Annotated in this window: 16 protein-coding genes and 3 pseudogenes; 2 read left to right on the top strand and 17 right to left on the bottom strand. The window is 69.1% G+C overall.

The features are described from left to right. Positions 1 to 102: 102 nt before the first annotated feature. From AB0I23_RS08395 to argH, 13 genes and pseudogenes are all read right to left on the bottom strand, one after another. A complete protein-coding gene (locus AB0I23_RS08395) occupies positions 103 to 420 on the bottom strand; it encodes a CPCC family cysteine-rich protein (protein WP_359108003.1) in 318 nt (105 codons plus the stop codon). Between the two features lie 206 nt (positions 421 to 626). After that, the gene (locus tag AB0I23_RS08390; protein WP_359108001.1) at positions 627 to 1,001 is read right to left on the bottom strand and encodes a hypothetical protein; all 375 of its coding nucleotides are present in this window, start codon (positions 999 to 1,001) and stop codon (positions 627 to 629) included. Between the two features lie 756 nt (positions 1,002 to 1,757). Further along, entirely contained in the window at positions 1,758 to 1,895 is a 138-nt protein-coding gene (locus tag AB0I23_RS08385) for a hypothetical protein (RefSeq protein ID WP_359108051.1), read from the bottom strand. Positions 1,896 to 1,898: 3 nt separating this feature from the next. Beyond that, a pseudogene (locus tag AB0I23_RS08380) lies at positions 1,899 to 2,030 on the bottom strand (DUF6083 domain-containing protein); the annotation flags it as partial. Positions 2,031 to 2,518: 488 nt separating this feature from the next. Continuing rightward, positions 2,519 to 2,752, bottom strand: a complete 234-nt coding sequence (locus AB0I23_RS08375; RefSeq protein ID WP_359107999.1) for a cold shock domain-containing protein — start codon at positions 2,750 to 2,752, stop codon at positions 2,519 to 2,521. Positions 2,753 to 3,369: 617 nt separating this feature from the next. Then, positions 3,370 to 4,847: pseudogene (locus AB0I23_RS08370) on the bottom strand (ISAzo13 family transposase); the annotation flags it as partial. 87 nt (positions 4,848 to 4,934) lie between these two features. Next, on the bottom strand, positions 4,935 to 6,356 hold the full coding sequence (locus AB0I23_RS08365; protein WP_359107997.1) for an MmgE/PrpD family protein: 1,422 nt from the start codon (positions 6,354 to 6,356) through the stop codon (positions 4,935 to 4,937). Next, entirely contained in the window at positions 6,353 to 7,261 is a 909-nt protein-coding gene (locus AB0I23_RS08360) for a polysaccharide deacetylase family protein (RefSeq protein ID WP_359107995.1), read from the bottom strand. Before AB0I23_RS08360 ends, AB0I23_RS08365 begins: the two co-directional genes overlap by 4 nt. Next, positions 7,254 to 8,138 (bottom strand): polysaccharide deacetylase family protein, encoded by an 885-nt coding sequence (locus AB0I23_RS08355; RefSeq protein ID WP_359107993.1) that lies wholly within the window; start codon positions 8,136 to 8,138, stop codon positions 7,254 to 7,256. Before AB0I23_RS08355 ends, AB0I23_RS08360 begins: the two co-directional genes overlap by 8 nt. A 70-nt stretch (positions 8,139 to 8,208) precedes the next feature. Beyond that, positions 8,209 to 9,084, bottom strand: coding sequence for an ABC transporter substrate-binding protein (locus AB0I23_RS08350; protein WP_359107991.1), 876 nt, complete (start codon positions 9,082 to 9,084; stop codon positions 8,209 to 8,211). Between the two features lie 89 nt (positions 9,085 to 9,173). Next, positions 9,174 to 9,941 (bottom strand): amino acid ABC transporter ATP-binding protein, encoded by a 768-nt coding sequence (locus tag AB0I23_RS08345; protein ID WP_359107989.1) that lies wholly within the window; start codon positions 9,939 to 9,941, stop codon positions 9,174 to 9,176. 8 nt (positions 9,942 to 9,949) lie between these two features. Beyond that, on the bottom strand, positions 9,950 to 10,876 hold the full coding sequence (locus tag AB0I23_RS08340; protein ID WP_359107987.1) for an amino acid ABC transporter permease: 927 nt from the start codon (positions 10,874 to 10,876) through the stop codon (positions 9,950 to 9,952). Between the two features lie 103 nt (positions 10,877 to 10,979). Beyond that, entirely contained in the window at positions 10,980 to 12,407 is a 1,428-nt protein-coding gene (argH, locus tag AB0I23_RS08335; RefSeq protein ID WP_359107985.1) for an argininosuccinate lyase, read from the bottom strand. 128 nt (positions 12,408 to 12,535) lie between these two features. On the opposite strand from argH, the gene AB0I23_RS08330 reads away from it, so the two are divergent. Then, entirely contained in the window at positions 12,536 to 13,183 is a 648-nt protein-coding gene (locus AB0I23_RS08330; protein WP_359107983.1) for a GntR family transcriptional regulator, read from the top strand. Between the two features lie 403 nt (positions 13,184 to 13,586). Then, positions 13,587 to 14,876 (top strand): MFS transporter, encoded by a 1,290-nt coding sequence (locus AB0I23_RS08325; RefSeq protein ID WP_359107982.1) that lies wholly within the window; start codon positions 13,587 to 13,589, stop codon positions 14,874 to 14,876. Between the two features lie 27 nt (positions 14,877 to 14,903). On the opposite strand, the pseudogene AB0I23_RS08320 reads toward AB0I23_RS08325, so the two are convergent. The 4 genes and pseudogenes from AB0I23_RS08320 to AB0I23_RS08305 form a co-directional block, all read right to left on the bottom strand. Beyond that, positions 14,904 to 15,373, bottom strand: a pseudogene (locus tag AB0I23_RS08320) (heavy metal translocating P-type ATPase); the annotation flags it as partial. Positions 15,374 to 15,460: 87 nt separating this feature from the next. Then, entirely contained in the window at positions 15,461 to 16,144 is a 684-nt protein-coding gene (locus AB0I23_RS08315) for an SDR family NAD(P)-dependent oxidoreductase (protein ID WP_359107980.1), read from the bottom strand. After that, positions 16,137 to 17,378: a sialidase family protein gene (locus AB0I23_RS08310; RefSeq protein WP_359107978.1), complete on the bottom strand. Its 1,242-nt coding sequence runs from the start codon at positions 17,376 to 17,378 to the stop codon at positions 16,137 to 16,139. The genes AB0I23_RS08315 and AB0I23_RS08310 overlap by 8 nt, the downstream gene beginning before the upstream one ends. Positions 17,379 to 17,487: 109 nt before the next feature. Then, positions 17,488 to 18,261, bottom strand: a complete 774-nt coding sequence (locus AB0I23_RS08305) for an HpcH/HpaI aldolase family protein (RefSeq protein WP_359107976.1) — start codon at positions 18,259 to 18,261, stop codon at positions 17,488 to 17,490. Positions 18,262 to 18,282: the final 21 nt, after the last annotated feature.

Genomic DNA, 18,282 nt, shown 5'->3' with positions numbered 1-18,282 from the left:
AGGGCGCATTTTCCCCCTCCGGGCGCTGACACGGCCGACGCGGCATGGCGTCACGCCATCCGATGGCTCAGCCAACACCTCAACCCGCCCCGCCGAAAACGCTCACACCCGCGAGTCGTCAAACGCAAGGTCCTGAAATGGGCCGCGAAACGCTCCCACCACGCACACTGGCCCCAGCCCAAACACGGCCCCCGTATCACCATCCGAGTCCACTAACTGAACGGTATTGAGGCTAAGGCGGCCGTTTGGCCCGTCTCGAATCCGATCCGCGTCGTGGTCGTCCTGCCCGTCGTCCTCCCAGAAGCACACGGAGCAGATCTCGTAGTTGCCGCGCTCGCCGAGCGTGACGAAGCCGCAGCAGGGACAGCGGTACGGGCCGTCCTCGGCCTTCCCATGGATGTTGACGAAAGGAGTGACCACGGCTGCATCCTGCCCTGCCGTAGAAGTCCACCGCGACCCTATAGATGCGAACTACCGGCGGGACGGTTGCTGAGGTCTCCAAGGCCGGTCACGCGGTGGCCTGGGGTGGGACCGGTTGGCTGCGGTCGCTGTGGTTGCTGTACTTCGCTGCTGTACTGCACTCCGCGTGGGTCACCGCCTTGGGTGTTCGGTCAGAGCCTGGCAGATCACGGGCCGAGTGGACTCCAGTTGAACCAGCCTCGGGAGGTGTTGTACAGGTTCGTGGGTTCGTCGCAGGTCTGAGATGTCCAGATCTGCGAGGCGACGGTATCCGCGCGCGCCGCATAACCGTCCGCCAGAACCACCAAGATCAGAACCGCAGACAGCGTTAGCACGGGGAGAACCCGCCAGCGGCGTACACGTGAGACGACCAGTGCTGCCGCGGACAGCACTAGCCCGGCCAGCAGGAGCCACCGGTTCACACTTGCTTCCCGGTCGAGTTCTTTGGACAGCTCGACAAGGTCACCGCAGAGTATGTACGTCTTCGGTCCGTCGAGCAGCGACAGGCAGCGTTCCAGTACTGCGGCCAGCACGATGAACATCCCAAGCACCGGCAGCAAGCTGGGATCTCTCTCCGCCGCCACCGACCTGCCCTGTCTTCCAACCCCCATAGCCCCCTGCCCTTCGACCACCAGACGGCCCAGATCCCTCCTTCCGCGCAGAGTACAGCTCGGCCGACGGGTAGAGGCTCTGGGGTAGAGCTGCCATAGGGAGGGAGATCGGGGCAGCTCATGGCGGTGCCAGTGGCGTCGATTGTGGACATCGGGCTCCCGTCATCGGGGCATGCTCACGTGATCGACGGAACGACTTTGGCCGAGAGCTGCTTTGGGGCGAGTGAACATGGCCCCGTAAGCTTCCGCGTGGTGGATACGGGTGTCAGCAACCTTTCCTAGTTCGAGAAGGGGCTGTCCGACTTCCTGCCGACAGGTGCGAAGTGGGAACACAGCGACGCCTTCGACGAAGAGGTACTGAGCAAGTTCAACGGCGGCCAGTGCTACCTGGACAGGGCGACCGACACAGCCTTCGTCCGGGCGGTCAACCCGATAGGTTCGAGTGTGCCCACCACCGCCACGCCCGCTGCAGCTTCGTCGTCCTGAGAGACCACCTCGCTCGGCTCTGTGACTCGTCACTGGCCACCTGCAGGGGTTGTGGATGCACCCGCTTGGAAGATCGCGTATGCGCTCCCTGGTTGACCTGGCAGAACGCTGACCTCGGCGGACTACGCCAGATCGCCGCGGTTCCCCGTGAGTGCCCCCTGCAGCCCCTCGGAACGTGCGCGCCAGGGACACGCCGCCGGCCTACACCTCGTACTCGTCCGGGACGCACAGCATGCGGTGAGCGGGCACCACCAGCTCACTGAGCAATGGTTCGATGCCCCGCAGACGGACGGCCACGAACTCGACGGCCACACTCGAATGCCGGGCTGGCCTCTTCACGAGTCGCCAACGATAGCGAGCCGGCACATCCTTGGCGGGGAGCTCTCTCATGGCGAGGCTCGCCCACCGGTCGTAGTTGGTCGGGTAGAGACGAACCAGAGCCCCGCACTCCTCACACGTGGGCGGCTCGATCATTGGCACGTGGTCGGGGTCAGGCTCGGGCCTTGGAGTGGCCGTGGCGCCTTCGTTCAAGGCAAGGCTGTTGGCGACCCTGTTCCAGCAGGGATCGCAGAGTGTGGCCAAGAGGTCGATCCGACCGCGTCTGCGCACGGTCGGGGCTTCCCTACAACAGACTTGGCATGCGACCCAGCGGATGTCCCCTGTTGCGCCCATGCGTTCGAGTGTGATCGGAAAAGCAGGGATCCCGACAGATCGCGATTTGGCCTCATTGGCGTAGTCGTGACGGATTCAGTCGCGACCCGCGTCACGCCATTCAAGTGGGGCGGCCTTCCCGACCGAGCCGGGGCAGGCTGACACCCGCTTTAGGAGTTCGATCCGGGCGCCGCGTCCGGCGTGGCGGGGCGGCTCCGGCCGGTGGGGGAGTTGCCGTCCGGGTCCGCCCGTTTCCGCTGCTGTCCACCGCCGTTGATGTCAACCATGGATGTCAGGCGGCGCGAGCTTGCTCAACCCTTGTGACCTGCCCGGGGAACGATGCGCACCGCGCGGTAGTCGTACCCGTCCTGTTTGAACCCCGGCGCTTCCCACTCAAGAGTGACTTGCTGGCCGGCCTCCAAGGTGCGGAACCCTTCCATCTCGATCTCCGCGTACCAGCCCCAGCAACCGCCCGGTGTCTCGGGGCAGTCGAGCACGCCCCATCCCTCCTCGTCATGCCATTCACGCACGATTGCAGTCACCATGCGCGGAACAATAGGCGAGGACTCAGCCTGACGCCCTCGATGCGAACTACGGGCCGGCGGTCGCTGAGGTCCGCCAATCAAGTCAGTTGGGCGTCTGCGGCTGGTGGGGGTCGGTTGTGGGCTCGGTGGTTGCTGTATCTCGCTGCTGTACAGCACCGGCTTGGAAGGCTGGGGCTGCTGTGTACTGGTATGCCGTTGCCCCCGATGGCTCCGGCCGGTAGGACCGTCGGTAGAGGCCGAAGGCACTGAAGAGGAAGCAGAAGCCCACGATTGTGGCGAAAGTCGCCATTGGCGTCGATTCCAAGTGGCGGTGCACAGGGCCCACGATGATCGTGCCCCCGACGCCTGCGCAGACGTCCGCCCAGCCTCCAAGGCGCGGCGATGAAACGGTCTTCCTGAACCACGGGGGGACCCATCCGACGCAGATGGCGGCAACGCCAGGAACGAACGTCAGGAGCCAGTACAGGGCCAACACGGTCCATCCGATGACATCCACAGCAAGTCCCCCATGCAACAAGTGTGCGACTCGATGGCCGCCAGGCGTGATCTTTGCATGGCAGGCTTGCCGCCGGTAAGGGACCTGGGCTCACGCTCCGTGTGTACGCGCGGAGGAATGTCGCGACGTCGGCTGGTGTATGGAAGCGGGCGGTGGAGGTGTCGATGTGGTGGCCGTGCGCTTCCAGGAGCGGGTGAACTTCCTGTTTCGCGCGGCTGATGGTCATGGCGGTGACGCCGAAGAGCTGGCCGAGGAGGTCCATGGTGGCGAGCTTGCGTAGGTGGAGCACGGTTACCAGGATTCGGTCGGCTGCGGCGAGTTTGGCCTTGGCGCCCGTGCCGGGGGCTACCAGGCGCTCGTGACCTCGACGCGCGCGGAGCACTTGCTCGCGTTGGACTTCCAGCGCGGGAGTCAGTGTGTCGATGAGTTTGCTGAGTTGTTGGCGGGGCATACCGGTCAGTTCAGGGTCCTGCAGCGAACGCGGCGTCAGGCGATGCTGCTTGTTCGCCGGCTCCTGGTTCGCCCCCGCCGCTGCCGCCGTGTTGTTGACCGGCGGCGCGTCCAGCGGCTGCTGGGGGTGGAGGGTGTAGTTCCAGTCACCGTGGAAGCGGTGCCGTGTGATCGGCAGGGCGGCGATCTCGTCGTCGCTGACCTTGATGCCTGTGGGGTACTGGTCGGTGTCGAGTTCAGCGTGCACCGTCAGGCCGGTCTTGGTGGTGGTCGCGGCGATGCTCTGGACGATGACTTCGTGGCTGGTCAGGGGCCTGCCGCGCCAGTTCATGGTGATGTGGGAGAACAGCCGGTGCTCGATCCGGTTCCACTTCGAAGTTCCCGGAGGCAGGTGGCAGACAGTGATCGTCAGGCCGGACTCAGCTGCGAACTGGGCGAGTTCGGTCTTCCAGGTGCGGGTGCGATAGCCGTTGGAGCCGCCCGCGTCGGCGGTGATCAGCAGTCGGTCGGCCGCCCGATAGGCAGCCCGCCCGACTCCACTGGCTGGGTCAACGTGGGCACCGACCACGACACCGCGGCCTTCGTGTCCACACTGATCACCGGAGCCCCGCCGTCTTGGTGGTTTCGGGCCTGCTCGTTGAGGTAATGGAACTGCGCGTCCCGGTCGGGGTGCTGCTTGCCCTCCAGGATCTTGGCGTTGCTCTGCAGGCTGAAGCCTTCCTCGCGCAGAAGGTCGCCCACCGTATCCGCGCAGATCCTGTGGCCCTGGCGGGTCAATTCCCCGGCGAGCTTGCGGGTGGATTTGGTGGTCCAGCGCAACGGCGACGTGGGGTCCCCGCGGACGTCGGGCTCGACCAGGGCGAGGAGCGCCGCCCGAAGGGCCGGGTCCAGGTCGACGACGCGTTTGCGGCCGCCGCCGGCCCTGCGGACCCGTCCCAACGGAGCGTCATCGGAGTCGAGTTCCCGCACCCCGAGCGACACAGTGGCCTCCCGGACACCGGCGGCACGGGCGACCGCCCTGATTCCGCCGTGGCCGAGCGATCGGGCCTCCGCCCCTATCAGCAGACGACGCTGCCGCTCGTCCAGATGCGGCAGAATCGCCCCGAACTTGGCTGCCAGCACAGCCCGTTGCCCTTCCAACTCGCTCATGCCAGACCAACGAACCACCGAACGGAAAGCCACGGGTTAATGATCTGCACGCCCTAAGCAGAGGACTGGACTCGGCTCGGTGAGGACTCAGTTCCGGGGCGCAGCGAGAAGCGCCGGAAGCGCGCGGGCGTCGTCCATTGTGTGCAACCGGCCGACGGTGTCCGCGAGAGTCAGGGCCCGGGGCGCGGGCAGGATGCGGGTGGCCAGTTCATGGAACTTGGCGGCGACGGCCCGCTCGTCAAGGGGGTTGGTGGCAGAGCCCAGCGGATCGGTCACCTGTTCCCGGTGTAGGGCGCCGCTGTGGGTGGTGACGGTGATGACAGGCTCCGTCTGGGAGTCCATCGCCGGATCGACCTCCAGGACGATCCGCTCGAGGACCGAGCGCATCTGCGGCGAGTTCCGGTTGGCCTCGTCGTAGGCACTGAGTCCGGCGGTGCCCAGCGCGACCCGGGCCGCGACGGCGTACGGCAGGCTGAGTTGAGCGGCCGCCAGTGACTGCACCTTGGTGCCGCCACACATGCCGTGGACGAAGGCGTTTAGGCGTACGTGGATCCCGGCGATGTCGTCGGGTGCCAGACGATGAGTGTCGAGGATGGCGCCCACCGCGTCGACCGAAGAGTGGATGCTGCGGCAGGAGGCGTAGGGCTTGATGGAGCAGCGGGAGATCCGCCAAGAGCGGACCGGGCCCGGATTTGGGCTCAGGCCCGCGGTAAGGGCAGACGCGTCGGTGCTCGTCGGCGCGAGCGTGCCCAGGAAGCCGCCCCAGACATCGTCGAAGACCTGGCCCGGTCCGGTGACGCCCTGCGCCGCGAGTAGTGCGGCGGTGACCCCGGCCTCCGCCGCGCGGCCCGCGTGCAGGCGCTTGCTCATGGCACCGTCGTGGACGAACGCCCAGATGCCGCCGCTGAAACTGGCCGCGAGGGCGAGGGCGTGCGCGCTCTCGCGCGCGCCAAGTCCGAGCACGGAGCAGACGGCCGCGGCGGCGCCGAACGGGCCGCAGGTGCCGGTGGAGTGCCAGCCCGCCCGGTTGTGGGGCGTATAGCCGCCGAGCGCCTCCAGCACGCGGCGGGCCACGTCGTAGCCCACGACGACTGCGGTCAGCAGCCGTGCCCCGGAGACGGGACGGTCCACGGTGTGCAGGGCGGCGAGCGCCGCGGGGACGACGACGGCGCCGGAGTGGTCGCAGCCGCCCGAGTCGTCGAGCTCGAGGGCGTGGGCCGATACGCCGTTGACCAGCGCGGCATTACGGGCCGAGAGCAGCAACTCCGTGCCCCAGATGGGGACGTGGGCGGCAGGCTCGGTGGTCGTGAGCATCCGCAGCAGCGCGGTCGTCTCGGTGCTCTGCGCCCCGGCCAGGGCGGCCCCGAGCGTGTCCAGGAGGTGATGCTCGGCCTTGGTGACGACGGCCGTGGGCAAATCGTCGAACCGGGTGGTGGTGGTGAGGCGGGCGAGTGCTTCGAGCGCGCCGCCCATGCGCGGCAGGTCCGCGATGGCGGCCGCGGGCGTCATGAGACTCCTCGGGTGAGCCGGGCGAACACCTCGGCGGGATGGTCGGGTTCATTGCACTCGTGCGTGGCCGCCCACCAGTCGGCCACCTCACCCGCGGTCGCCAACCACACGTCGTCGTGGCCACGGATGTGGGTGAGCAGCTCACGGACCAGGGCGATGCGGCCGGGCGTGCCGGCCACTTCGGGCTGAAGTCGCAGCACGTAGCACAGGCCGAAGCGGCGGTAAGCGGCGAACTCGGTCTTCCAGTTGCTCAGAACCTCGCGGTAGGAGGCGATGCGCGACTGTCCGGAGGGGAAGGCCGGGTCCAGGTTGAAGAAGAAGTAGGGGTGGTCCTCCAGCTCGAAGTGGACCGGGATTTCGACGAGAGGCCCGGCCGTTCCGGAACCGGCCGGGTGGAGGTGGGGAAGGTCGTCGCCGCGCATCGATGACGACCAGGTGAATCCCAATTCCCTCAGTACGTCCGGCAGTTCGGGTGCCCACTCGCCGTCGGGAATGCGGAAGCCCTTGGGCCGCTGTCCGACGACCCCGGCGAGGGCCGCGCTACCGCTCTCGATCACCGCTCGCTGGCCGGCCAGGTCAAGGAGGTCGAAGTTCTCGTGCGCGTGGCCGTGGTGGGCGATCTCGTGGCCGGCCCGGGCGATCTCACCGACCAGGCCGGGACGGATTTCGGCCTGGCGTCCGGGCACGAACCACGTGGTGCGTACGCTCAGTTCGCCGAAGGTCCGCAGGAGCCGGTCAACGCCGCGGGTGGCGCCGTAGCGTCCCACCGAGAGTGTCTTCGCCCGCCGGGCGATGTCCGGGGACGAGGCGAGCAGCGGCAGTTCGGCATCGAAGTCGACGCTCACGATGACCGCGCAGCGCGCGCCCCCCGGCCAGCGGCCTGCCGCAGAATTGACCTCAGACATACTGACCGCCCCCCTGCAGGACGGCGGGCGCTGCGGGGCGCGACCACCACTCGGCCACCTCACCGCAGGTGGCGAACCAGACGTCACCACCGGAGCGCATGTGCTTCAGGAAGCGTTCGAGCAGGAGCAGCCGACCCGGCTTCCCGCACACCTTCGGATGGAACAGGGTGGTCATGCACAGCCCTTCGGCGTGAGAGCCGTCGAACTCGCGAATCCAGTTGTCGAGCGTCAACTCGTAACTGGCGATGCGGTCCTGACCGGCTGGGTAGTCCGGATTGCGGGTATAGGCGAGCGACGCGTAGTCGTCCAGGTCCCAGCGCCCGGGGATCTCGACCAGTGAGGTGGCCCGGCCGTCGATCTCGTGCAGGTACGGGCGGTCGTCGCCGCGCATCGAGCTGGAGTAGGCGAACCCCGCCTCCACGAGCAGCCGGGGTGTGTCGGGGTGCCAGTCGCCGGAAGGTGTACGGAAGCCGGCCGCCGGGGCGCCGAGCACCTCGCGGAAGATCTTCTGGCTGCGCTCGATCACCTCGGCCTGCTGGTCGGGCTCCAGGTCCCAGTAGCGCTCGTGCTGGTAGCCGTGGTGGGCCATCTCGTGGCCGCGCTCGACCACCGCGCGGCAGGCCTCGGGCCAGGTCTCGACGACCCACGCCGGGGTGAAGAACGTCGCCCGTACGCCGGCCTCGTCGAGCAGGTCCAGGATGCGGGGCAGCGCGCGGTGGGGACCGTAGGCGCCCAGAGCGAAGTAGCTGGGCTTGCGCCAGATCGAGCCGTTCAGCATCGCGTCGCCGGTCGGCCCGTCGACGTCGAAGGCGAGCGCGACTGCGCTCTGGTAGCCGTCGGGCCAGTACCCGGCTGCGCCGGGATCGGTTGTGCTCACACGTGGTCCTAGGGGATGAGAGGAAAAGCGTCGCGGGTCCCGCCGGGGCGGGACCCGCGACGCCGGGGCGCTACTTGGTCCCGTTCAGGGCCGGGGTGATCACGGCGTACTTCATGCCGCCCTCGCTGAGGATGCGCTCATAAGTACCGTTCTTGACAAGGGCGTTCATGCCCTTGAGGACGGAGTCGGACATCTTGGAGTCGCCCTTCTTCAAGACGATCCCGAAAGGCTTCGACTCCAGCGGTTCGAGGACGGCCTCGAACTTGCTGGGGTCCTTCTTCTCGAAGTAGGCCAGGTTCTCCGCGCCCTGCACCGCGATGTCCACGCGGCCCTGCTCGAGCTGGAGGCGGGCCGCGGACCCCGAGTCGGTCGGCAGGAGGGTGATCGCGGGCTTGCCGGCGCCGGAACAGTACTTCTTGCTGAAGTCCTCGGCCTGCTGGTAGTAGTCCGTCTTCTTGCTCACCGCGAGGGTCTTGCCGCAGGTGTCCACGGCCTCCTTGTACTTCGCGGCGTCCTTCTGGCGGGTGTAGAAGCGGCCCTGGGAACCGAAGTAGTCGATGAAGTCGACCGTCTTCTGCCGCTCGGCGGTGTCCGAGAGGCCCGACATGACGAGGTCGACCCGGCCGGTCTGCACGGAGTTGAGGAGTTGGTCGAATGACTGCTGGACGAACTCGACCTTCACGCCGAGCTGCTTGCCGAGCGCCTTCGCCAGCTGCACGTCGATGCCGGAGATTTTCTTGGTCTTCTCGTCGAGGTACTCCATCGGCGGGAAGTCGGGGGACATGCCCACCCGAAGGGTGCCTGACTGGGCCACGGCAGCGGGCAGCCCGCTCTTCGCGGCGGTGTCGCTGCCGGCGGCGTTGCCGCTGCCGCAGGCGGAGGCGAGCAGGACCGTGCCTATTGCGAGCACGGGCAGGGGCTTGAGGACACGGGTGCATCGGGGCATGGCGCAACTCCAAGGGGGACGAGCGGAGATGAGGGGAGCGTGGTGTTTGACGCGCGGGCGACGCTGACCGGCGATATCCGGACAGGGGACTACAGAACCCGCGACAGGAACGCCTTGGTGCGCTCGTGCTGCGGGGCGTCGAGGATTTCGGCGGGGGTACCGATCTCGATGATCCGGCCGCCGTCCATGAACGCGACCCGGTCGGCCACTTCGCGGGCGAAGCCGATCTCGTGCGTGACGACGATCATGGTGAGACCGGTGTCGGCCAGGTCCTTCATCACGGTGAGGACCTCCCCGACGAGTTCGGGGTCGAGGGCCGAGGTGGGCTCGTCGAAGAGCATCAGTTGCGGTTCCATCGCCAGAGCCCGCGCGATGGCGACCCGCTGCTGCTGACCGCCGGACAACTGCCGGGGGTAGGCGTCGAGCTTGTCGGCGAGACCTACCCGCCCCAGGAGCTGGGTACCGCGCTTCTTGGCGGACTTGGGATTCTCGCCCTTGACCTGCACCGGTCCCTCGATGACGTTCTGCAGGGCGGTGCGGTGGGGGAAGAGGTTGAACCGCTGGAAGACCATGCCCATGGAGCGGCGTTGGTGCACGATCTCCCGCTCGGGCCGTTCCACGAGCTTGTCACCCTGCCGACGGTAGCCGATGGTCTCGTCGCCGAGCCAGATCAGGCCGGAGTGGATCGTCTCCAGGTGGTTGATACAGCGCAGGAGGGTGCTCTTGCCCGAGCCCGAGGGGCCGAGCAGGCACAGGACCTCGCCGGGCTTGACGTCCAGATCGATGCCCTGGAGGACGTGGTGGTCGCCGTAGTACTTGTGGACCGCCTCGGCGCGCACGACAGGGGGCGTGGTCATTGAAGTGGTCATCGCAGCACGGGCTTTCGTCCGGCGGCGGCGCGCAGCCGCCGCAGGGGGGTGGGGGGCAGCGGGCGGGAGGAACCCTTGGCGAAGTGCCGTTCGACGTAGAATTGGAGCACGCTCAGGACGGAGACCGCCGCCAGATACCAGACAGCGCAGACGATCAGCAGCTCCATGATGCGGTTGTTGACGTAGTACGCGTGCTGGGCCTCCAGGAGGATCTCCGTCACGCCCACCGCCGACGCCAGCGACGTGGTCTTGAGCATGCCGATGGTCTCGTTGCCGATCGGGGGAACGATGACGCGCATGGCCTGCGGCAGCACGACCCGGTACATGGTCTTCAGGCGGCCCATGCCGATGGCGTAGGCGGCCTCCACCTGCCCCTCGTCCACGGAGAGGATGCCGGCGCGGACGACTTCGGAGGTGTACGCGCCCTGGTTGATGCCCAGGCCCAGGGCGGCGGCCACGAACGGCGTCATGACTTCGACGGTGCGGGCGCTGTAGATGCCGGGGACGGACACCATGGGGAAGATCAGCGCGAGGTTGAACCACATCAGGAGTTGGAGATAGACCGGGGTGCCCCGGAAGACCCAGACGTAGAACCATGCGATGCCGCTGGTGATCGGGTTCTTCGACAGGCGCATGACGGCGATGAGCACGCCGAGCGCCACACCGAGCAGCATGGCCACCACGGTGAGGAGGATGGTCATCCCCAGACCCTGGATGAGGAATCCGGCGCCGAGGTAGTGGCGTACGACGCCCCAGTCGATGGCTGCCTTGGCGAAGGCGTTGATCAGGAGGGCGGCGACCAGGAGCACGGCCGCAGCGGCGGCCCAGCGCCCGGGGTGCTTGCGGGACTCGGTGAGCAACTCCTCGGCAGCGAGGGGCGGATCGGTGCTGCTGGCAGTCTTGGTAGCGGATGTACTGGGCATTGGGGGCTCCTCACGGCGGATTCCGGGGACCGGACTGGGGTACGGGGTCGAGGGGAGAGCGGACGGGGGAGTGGGGAGGCCGGCGGATGGGGCGATGGGGCGATCAGACGCGAGGACCGGTGTACACGGCGGCCCAGTCGCGGTGGGCGAGAATCCGTTCGGCGAACTCGTCGATCTGCTCGACGACCCGCGCGGGGGAGGTTCCCCCCCGGCTCGAGCGCGCGGCCAGGGCGGCCTCGACGGTCAGGACCGAGCGGACCTCGGGGGTGAGTCGGGGGTCGACGGCCGCGAGGTCGTCGTCGCTCAAGTCGGGCAGGTCGATGCCGAGGTCCTCGCAGCGCCGCACCGCGCTTCCGGTGATCTCGTGCGCCTCCTGGAAGGGCACGCCGCGCAGCGCGAGCCAGTCGGCCATCTCGGTGGCCAGGGTGAAACCGGCGGTGGCCTGGGTGCGCATCTCGGCGGTGTCCACCGTGAGTGTGCGGATCAGGCCCGACATGGCGGGTAGCACGGTAAGCAGCGTGTCGACGCTGTCCATGGCTGCGCGCTTGTCCTCGGCGAGGTCCCGGTTGTAAGCGAGGGGCAGGCCCTTGAGGGCGCCGAGCAGGCCGGTCAGGTTGCCGAGGAGGCGGCCGGCCTTGCCGCGGGCCAGCTCGGCGATGTCCGGGTTCTTCTTCTGCGGCATGATCGACGACCCGGTGGCGAACCGGTCGTCCAGACCGACCCAGCGGAACTGCCGGGACGCCCACAGACAGACTTCCTCGGCGAGCCGGGAGATGTCGACGGCGAGCATCGAGGCGGCGAAGGCGAACTCGGCGACGTGGTCGCGGGCGGCCACCGCGTCGAGCGAGTTGCGGCACACCCGGTCGTAGCCCAACTCCGCGGCGGCGAGCTCCGGATGCAGGGCCACGGCGGACCCGGCCAGGGCGGCGGCGCCGAGTGGGGACTGCGCTGCGCGCCGGTCCCAGTCCCGTATACGTTCCGCGTCCCGGTCCAGTGCGTGTGCGTGCGCGAGGAGTTGGTGCCCGAAGGTGATGGGCTGGGCAGGCTGCAGATGGGTGAAGCCCGGTGCGGGCGTGTGCGTGTGTTCGGCAGCCTGGGCGAGCAGCGCCTCGATGAGGCCGACGGTGGCCAGGACGACGGCGCGGGACTGGTCGCGCAGGTAGAGGCGCAGGTCGTTGGCGGCCTGGTCGTTACGGGAGCGGCCCGCCCGCAGCTTGCCGCCCAACGGCCCGAGGCGCTGGGTGAGAACCCTCTCCAGGAACGTGTGCACGTCCTCGTCGTTGGGGGACGGGGTGACCGTGCCGGTGCGGTAGTCCGTGTCGAGCTGGTCGATTCCTTCGAGGACGGCCTGCAGTTCGGCCTCGTCCAGGATTCCCGCACGCCGCAGTTCGCGTGCGTGTGCGCGGGATCCGGCGAGGTCGTAGGGGGCCATGTCGAAGTAGCCGGGCTCCGAACGGGAGAGCTTGGCTAGGGCCGGATCGGAGGCCTCGCGGAAGCGCCCGCCCCACAGCTTGGTCGTCGTACTGGTCACGGAACACCTTTTCGTTTGTGAGCCCGATGTTGGGCGCACGTCGGATCGTCGGACAATGTTGAGGATGCGAAGTCCCGTGCGTCAATACATCGTCCGACATTCGGACAATCTTGCGCTAGATTGGAAACATGGAATCGATCAACCTCGACCGCTCCAGCATCGTGGAGCAGGTGGCGAGTGCGCTGCGCGAGCAGCTGTTTATTGGACGCCTGAAGCCCGGTACGGCCCTGCGTGAGGGCGCCCTCGTGGGGAGCCTCAAGGTGTCACGAAGCACCGTTCGGGAAGCGATGCAGCTACTCATCGGCGAGGGGCTGCTCGTCAGGGAGCCCAACAAGGGCGTACTGGTCCGCCAGCTCACCGAGGCGGACGTCGAGGACATCTTCCGCGCCCGGCGCATCCTGGAGCTCTCCGGGGTGCGCGCGGTCGTCAGCGCCAGCCGACGGGACCTGACGACCCTGAGTACCAGGCTTGAGGAGTACGAGGTAGCGGTCGAGGACGGTGGACCGGTCGAGATCGCCCGGACCCACATGCAGTTCCACTTGGCCATTGTTGGACTGCTCGGCAGCCCGCGGCTGACGGAGGTTGCGGGCTCCCTGCTCGCGGAACTGCAGCTGGCCATCTCCTCGGTGGACCAGTCGAGCGACGACCTGCCGGAGATGCTACAAGCGCACCGGAAGATCGCGGAGATGATCCGGAAGGCCAAGGTGGAGGAGGCGGTCCAGCTGCTCGACCAGCACATTTCCAACGCCAAGGCCTTTGTGCCTGCGTTGCCCTGAATCCGCTCCGACCGGCTCTGTCCGGCGCGGGGGCGTTCATGGGGAACGGACATCGGGCCCCCTGGAGAATCGGTGCTTTCCGGCACACTAGGTACCGAATGTTTCAGGCATGTTGTGCACACGATCCGGCGGCATTTCGTCGCCTGCCCGCTGGGCCGGCCCGCCAGGCAACGGGACGACCGCCCACGCTGGCTCCGTAGAGGCTGAGACTTGGGCCGTTACGGGCGGTCTCACGTGTAAGGGCAGCCTCCAACCCCAGGATGCGACCGGTGCTCCGCCACCCCGAGCAGTCTCCTCAAACCGTCGTCCTGCCTGCCGCTCAAGCCGCGCTTCAGCGTCGCTCCCTATGGTCACGCCCGGTGCTGCCCTCGGGTGAGTGGCGGCGAACACCGAAGGAGATGCCATGGAGATCCCGGTACGGCTGCGACAGGCCCGCTCCGCGCTGCTCCTGGTCTTTCTCGTCCACGGCGCGGCCTTCGCCCTGCTGGTCACCCGCATCCCGGCGATCCAGGATCGGTACGGCCTCAGCGACGCCGCACTCCCGCTGTTTCTCGCCGCCGTGCCGGTCCTGGCCGGCGTGGGCAGCGTCACCGTCTCGCGTGTGGTGCGCCGGGTTCCTGCCCCCGTGGTGGTACGCGTGCTCCAGCCCTTGATCTGTCTGTGCCTGGTCGGGGTCGGGGCGGGCGAGACCGTCTGGCAGCTCGTGGCCTGCCTGGGCGTCTTCGGGCTGCTGGTGGGTGCCATGGAGGCGAGCCTGAACATGACGGGCGTCGGGATCCAGCGCGGCTACGGTCGCAGCATCATGCTGGGCTTCCACGGTGCCGCCAGCCTCGGCGGCATCCTCGGCGCCCTGCTCGCCTGGGCCGGAGCCCACTGGCACCTCTCCCTGCTCGCCCTCTTCGCCGGTTCGGTCGCCCTGCTGCTGCCGTTCGCGGTGTCGGTCGGCCCGCGCCTGACCCGGCAGCAGGGCGGGCCGGGCACGGTGACCGGCGGCCGTGCCGCGGCCGAACCGGCCGCGCAGCCCTCGTCCACGAAGCCCTCCTCCCCACGGCCCGCTCGCCCGCACGGAGTCCCCTGGAAGCCGCTGCTGCCGCTCTGCCTGATCATGACCGTGGCCGTCATCGCCGACTCCACCGCCACCAACTGGAGCGCCAAGTTCCTTGAGGACACCCTGCACAGCTCGGAGGCGATGGCGACCGTGCCGTACGCCCTCTACATGGCGGCCACCCTGGTGGGCCGTGCTCTCGGGGACGGCTGGGTGCAGCGGTGGGGAGCGGTGGCCGTGGTGCGGGCGGGCGCCCTGCTCTCCGCCGTGGGGTTCGCCGTCATCGCCACCGCACCGGAACCCTTGACCGGTGCATTCGGTTTCGCCGTCCTCGGCGCGGGGCTGTCCGTGATCCTGCCCCAGCTCTTCGTGGTTGGTGCGCAGCGGCTGCCGGGGACGGTGGACACCGCCGTGGCTCGCATCAACCTCTTCAACTACGTGGGCTTCCTGATCGGCCCGCCCCTGGTCGGGGCCGTCGGGGCGGCCGTCTCCTACCGGGCGGCCATGTGCGTGCCGCTGCTGCTCATCCTGGGCGTCCTCCTCGTCGCCGGCTCCCTGGCCCAGCCGGACCCGGCCGAATCCGACTCCGGCCCCGAATCCGCGCCGCCCGTCCCGCGGTCCGAGGCGACCACGACGACCGCCGGCTGACGGCGCCGCGCCGGCACCACGGGCACGAACACCCGCCACCGAGTCGGCCAGCGGCTGTGCCTTCGTCTTCCCGGCCTGCGCCTGGGCCACCAGTGGAGCGATCCGGGCGAGTTGCGTATCAACACCGACCGCGGTAGCCAGCAGCAGCCCGCCCGCGTTGACGGCTCCCCCGACCACGGCAGAGCCCGGATGAACCTCAACCGGCTCGCTCTCCCCGGTCACAGGGGACAGATCCACGGCGGACTGCCCTCCACCGCCTCTCCGTCCGTGGCCACCCGCTCACCAGGGCGCACGCCGAAGACCTGCCCGATGGCCAACTGCTCGATTGGGATGAGCCGTTCCGCATTGCCGTCCCGTACGGACACTTCCTTGGCGGCGAGTTGGACCGGCGATCGCAGCGCGGCCCCGGTCCCGTGCCGGGCCCGCGCCTCCAGGAAGCGCCCGGTCAGCACGAACAGAGGCACGCCGACAGCCGCTTCGAGGTAGATGCGCACAACCGTTGCTTCGGCAGCCGGTACAGCGACAGGATCAGCTTCCTGAGGCGGGCGAAACGGCGTCGGCTGCGGGCCGCTCGGCGGACGCGGTCACAGCGAGGCGCCCGCGCACATGACCAGCGTCTGCCCGGTGACCGAGCCGCCTTCCACGCCCAGCAGGAACGCCGTGAGGCCCGCGACGTCCGAAGGGGCGACCAGGGTGCCCAGCGGCGGCAGTACCGGCGGGGTGGCGGCCCGCCCGGGGTCGCTGAGCATGGGGGTGTCGGTGGGGCCGGGTGCGACGACATTGACGGTGATCCGGCGCGGGGCGAGCTCCGCGGCCCATGAGCGTGCCAGCGCGGCGAGCGCCGCTTTGGTCGCCGCGTACTGGCTCTTGCCCGGCACGCCGGTCATCGTACGGCTGCCGATCAGTACCACCCGGCCGCCGTCCGCGATCCGTCCGACCAGGGTGTCCAGCAGAACGGCCGCCGCCTGCACATGCACGCTCCACATCAGTGCCCCGTCGTCCGCGGACAGCGCGCCCAGCCGTGCGGAGCGCTGAAGTCCGGCGGCATGCAAGACCGCGTCGACCGGGCCGACCTCCTCCAGCCGCGCGGGAAGTCCCGCGGTGTCGGAGAGATCGGCCGGGATCCAGCGGAGTGCGGGGCGTTCCGTGGGCGGCCGGGTGCGGCAGAGCGCGGTGACCTGCCACTTCTCGTCGAGGAGTCGCGCGGTGATGGCGGTGCCGATCCCGGAGCTGGCTCCGGTGACGACGGCGTGGCGCGGCTCAGGCATCGGTGGCCCAGTCCGGTGCGACGCGAACGTACTTGATGGCCTGTCGCCAGTAGGTGTAGGCGATGTGCAGCGTCCCGTCCGGGCTCTGCAGGATCGTCGGGTAGGAGAACTCCCGGTTGAGCCGGTCGCGGGAGTTGTTGGTGAGGCAGTGGCCGTCACCGGCTTCCAGGTCGCGGCGGGCCGGCCAGGTCCGGCCACCGTCGGCGGAGAGTGCGAGGGTGAGGGGCGCGCGGGGCGCTCCCCAGAACGCCGTCCTGACGCCGTCGGCGGCGGCGGGGGACTGGGGCTGCGGTACGGGGGTTCCGCCTGCTGATCCGTCGCTCGCCAGCCCGTCGTCGTCGATCTCGTCGTAAAGCGAGACGCGCCGTGCGGTGGCGTCGGCGGCGCTGCTGTGGTTGTGGACGAGGGCGAGCCGCCCGTCGGCGAGCGGTACGTACTGCACCGAGGAGTTGTTGTTGGGCAGTTCGCCGGCCTCCGGTTCGCTCCAGGTTTCGCCGTCGTCCTCGGACCGTGACATGTGGACGGCGTCGGCCCAGCGACTGCGGTAGAGGGCGAGGAGGGTGCCGTCGGCCAGCGCGTGGATGTTCATGTGGACGCAGCCGGTGCTGCCCGGCACCGGCTGCTCCGTCCAGGTGCGGCCCTCGTCGTCGCTGATCATGACCGCGCTGGTGTCGTGGTCGCCGGCCCAGGGGACGCCAGGAGTGGCCACGCAGTGGAAGACCGGCAGCAGCCAGCGCCCGCCGGGCAGCACGGTGACCGGTTGCCGGACGAAGACACCGCCGCGTTCGGTGGCGGGGAACAGTGTATGTACGGGTCCCCAGGTGCGGCCGGAGTCGTCGGAGATCCGCATCCGGACTTCGGCGGTGTCCTGGTTGCCGGCCAGTTGAGCGGTGTAGAGGAGCCACAGTGCGCCGGAGGGGGTGAGGAACAGCAGGGGGTTCTGTTCGGACCGGGTGGCGTCGTCGGAGAGCTGTACGGGTTCGCTCCAGGTGCCGTCGGTGGAGAGGCGGGAGAAGTACGCGGAGATGTCGGGGACTCCCTCCTGGGTGCCGGCGAACCAGACGCACCCGAGGTCGCCGTCGGCGAGCAGTGCCAGATTGGCCGCGTGGTTCTGTACGGCCGGCGCGGGAAGGAACGCCTCGTGCCGGGCGGGGTCGTCCGGGCGGGGGCGCACGACGCCGTCCGGCCGGGGCGGGGGTGGCGGGGAGGCTGCGGGCTGTCGACGGGTTTCCACGGAAGGTTCCTCGTCCTGTTGTGTGCGGGCGGAACGGCGGTTCGAGGTACGGAGGCGAGCGTGAGCGCAGGTGGCCGGCGTATCGGGGCCCGGAATCCGAGGGCAGGGGTCAGGTGGCGGAGGGGCGGCGGGCCGCCCCGAGATGGTCGCGTGCCACCTGCTCCAGGTGGGTCAGGTCGCTGGCCACCGAGGCGTACGTGAAGCCCTCCGCCAGCCGACGGGCCGCGGTGATTCCGTCCGGGGTGTGGATGCCGACCGCGATGCCCGCGTCGTCGGCGGCCTCCCGGACGGTCGTGAGCGCGGCCTCGAACTCGGGGTCCACGGCGGGGTCGGTGGAGGTCGCCCCGCCCAGGGCGATCCGCAGGTCGGAGGGGCCGATGTAGACCCCGTCGAGGCCGGGCACGGCACAGATCTCCTTGACGGCGGCCAGCCCCGCGACCGTCTCGATCATGGCCAGGACCACGGTGGCGTCGTGGGCCTCGGCGGGCGCGGGGCCGATACGCAGCGCTGCCCGCATGGGCCCGTACGAGCGCCGCCCGGCCGGTGCGTACCGGCAGGAGGCGACGGCGGCGGCTGCCTGCTCCGGGGTGTCGACGAACGGGACGATCACCCCGGCGGCCCCCGCGTCCAGCGCCCGGCCGATCGGCACCGGGTCGTTGGCCTCGACCCGGACCAGGCCGACGGAGGCGCCGCCGGCGTCGATGGCGGTGAGGCTGTGCAGCAGTCCGCTGTAGCCGAGCAGTCCGTGCTGGCCGTCCAGGCACACGTAGTCGTAGCCGAGGCGGGCGATCCGTTCGGTGGCGACCGGCGTGTCCAGTACCGACCAGTAGCCGATCATCTGTTCGCGGGAGCGCAGGGCGGTGGCGAACCGGGCAGCGTTCATCAAGGCTCTCCTTGGTGGGGA

It is taken from the genome of Streptomyces atratus (assembly GCF_040655115.1).
Classification (GTDB): Bacteria; Actinomycetota; Actinomycetes; order Streptomycetales; family Streptomycetaceae; genus Streptomyces; species Streptomyces atratus_D.
The sequence above is the reverse complement of the archived record's forward strand: the minus strand, read 5'-3'. Positions and strand labels throughout refer to the sequence as shown.